The organism is Streptomyces sp. SID13666 (genome assembly GCF_010548325.1).
Classification (GTDB): Bacteria; Actinomycetota; Actinomycetes; order Streptomycetales; family Streptomycetaceae; genus Actinacidiphila; species Actinacidiphila fildesensis.
Map to the genome: position 1 here is coordinate 1 of NZ_JAAGLX010000132.1, position 929 is coordinate 929.

The 929-nt window shown below is 75.5% G+C and carries 1 protein-coding gene and 1 pseudogene; both read left to right on the plus strand.

Annotation, left to right across the window (positions count from 1 at the left end; genetic code table 11):
- Positions 1 to 297, plus strand: a pseudogene (locus G3I60_RS43715) (hypothetical protein); the annotation flags it as partial.
- Positions 298 to 303: 6 nt separating this feature from the next.
- The coding region (locus tag G3I60_RS43720) for a class F sortase (protein WP_164608552.1) at positions 304 to 929 on the plus strand (626 nt) is incomplete at its 3' end.

The following is a 929-nucleotide window of genomic DNA, read 5'->3' on the forward strand; positions in this document are numbered from 1 at the left end:
TGCGGTGGCCAAGAGGGCAAGGTCAGCGGTGTCATCGCCGTGGCCGCGAAGGGGACGGACAAGGAGGCGGACGAAGGGGCTGGAAAGCCGCCCTCCACCGCGCCCTCCCGTCCGGCCGCCTCACCTGTCGCCCCCGTGCCCGCCGGTGGTGGCGGCGCGGCGGAGCAACTGGCCGCCGACGAGGCCCGGGGCACCGGCCCCGGCACCGGGCAGGCGGTGGTCGGTCTCGTCCTCGCGGGTGTGGCGGCGATCGTCGTCGCGGCGCGCGGGCTCCGCCGGGGCCGTGGGACGGACTGAGCCGCCATGTCCGACGACGACCGCGAACGAACCCCCGGCACCGGACGCCTGACCATGGGCGTGGCCTGGGCGCTGCTGCTTCTCGGACTGTGGCTGTGGGGCCGCGAGATGACCGACGTACGCCACGGCATATCCGCGCCGACCACCGGCGACATCGCAGCGGTCGGCCGCCCGCCGGACCCCGAACTCCCGCCGGCGCACGAGCCGTTGAGCGGCGCTCTGCCGCAGCGCGTGGACATACCCGAACTGGGCGTGCAGGCCCCGGTGGTGGCCCGCGGCCTCGACCGGCGCGGCGCGATCGATCCGCCGCCCTTCGACCAGGCGGGCGTCGTGGGCTGGTACGGGTCCGGCATCCGGCCCGGCGCCGCCGGCGCCGCGCTCCTCGTCGGACACGTCGACACCGAGACCAGGCCCGCCGTGTTCTACAAGGTCAGCACCCTGCGGCCGGGCGCCACGATCCGCGTCACCCGCGCCGACGGCAAGGTCGCCGAGTTCACCGTCGACGACGTCCGGGTCCTGCCCCGCGACCGCTTCGACGCCCAACAGGCTTACGGCACACGGCAGTCGGGCCGCGCGGAACTCCGGCTCATCACCTGCGGCGGTACGTTCGACCGGGCCTCCCGCACCTACAC